Raw genomic sequence first — 966 nt, 5'->3', positions numbered from 1 at the left:
AGACCCCTCTCGCCCGGTCTCATAAAAGGCTATGAGGAGGAATCGAGCTTAACCAGGGAGAGGTCAAATTCAAGCGTAATTTTATCGGCAACCATTACGCCGCCGTTATCAAGCACCTGGTTCCACTTAAGTCCCCAGTCTTTACGGTTAATACGGCGGGTTCCCTCTAGGCCAGCGCGCGTGTTACCGAAGGAGTCTTCGCTAATACCGGTGAGTTCTAGCGGAATTGAGATAGCCCGCGTAACCTCACGGATGGTAAGGTTTCCGGTCACGATAAAAGCGCCTTCATCAATTTCATCAACAGTCGTTGAGGAGAAGGTGATCGTAGGGTAGGTTTCAGCATCAAAGAAGTCAGCACCCATCAAGTGCTGGTCCCGATCACCGCTACGGGTTTCGAGGCTGTCGACGTGAAGCACAATATTTACTTCGCTTTCACCCTGCCCGACATCTTTAATATTGGCCTTACCTTCAAATTGACCAAATTCGCCACGTACTTTAGTGACCATTGCGTGACGAGCTGAGAACCCAAAACGGGAGTGCTGAGCGTCAACATCCCATTGTCCGATGAAATCCGGATTCATAATCTAATTTAATTCTTTCGTTTTAGGGTTCGCGTTTAATTTAGGTTTACGCAACTTTTAAATTCTAGGTCTTACTTGGGACAACAGGTACAGGTAAGACATCAAAAATCTGCATGTAATTATAACAATATAAACCGCTTCTCCCCTACCTGTAAATACACTGAGACGTACTGAGGCTTATTCAAAAGTAGGAACACACCCACACCCCACCAACTAGACAACGGCCCCACCAGCGGCAAAAATAAGAGGATTAAATCACTACAAATAACCTCAAGCCATACCGGAAGAACCGTTGCTCCACCAGCGTACAACAGGACTCACACCTCAGCAATTCACCACGCTACTGACAGCCCTCACCGCCCACATCACCTGGGCAAAACCAGGC

General features: G+C 47.7%; 1 protein-coding gene. It reads right to left on the bottom strand.

The annotated features are described in order from the left end of the window. Positions 1 to 29: 29 nt before the first annotated feature. Positions 30 to 581 carry a YceI family protein gene (locus VVR27_RS11550; protein ID WP_237203463.1) on the bottom strand — a complete coding sequence of 184 codons (552 nt, stop codon included), beginning with the start codon at positions 579 to 581 and terminating at the stop codon, positions 30 to 32. Positions 582 to 966: the final 385 nt, after the last annotated feature.

Source organism: Rothia sp. LK2492 (genome assembly GCF_040946345.1).
Taxonomy (GTDB): Bacteria; Actinomycetota; Actinomycetes; order Actinomycetales; family Micrococcaceae; genus Rothia; species Rothia endophytica.
This window is presented reverse-complemented; position numbering and strand designations above follow the sequence as displayed.

Bases quoted from the DNA above. Each gene is read 5' to 3' on its own strand.
- VVR27_RS11550 (WP_237203463.1), bottom strand. From the start codon at position 581: ATGAATCCGGATTTCATCGGACAATGGGATGTTGACGCTCAGCACTCC.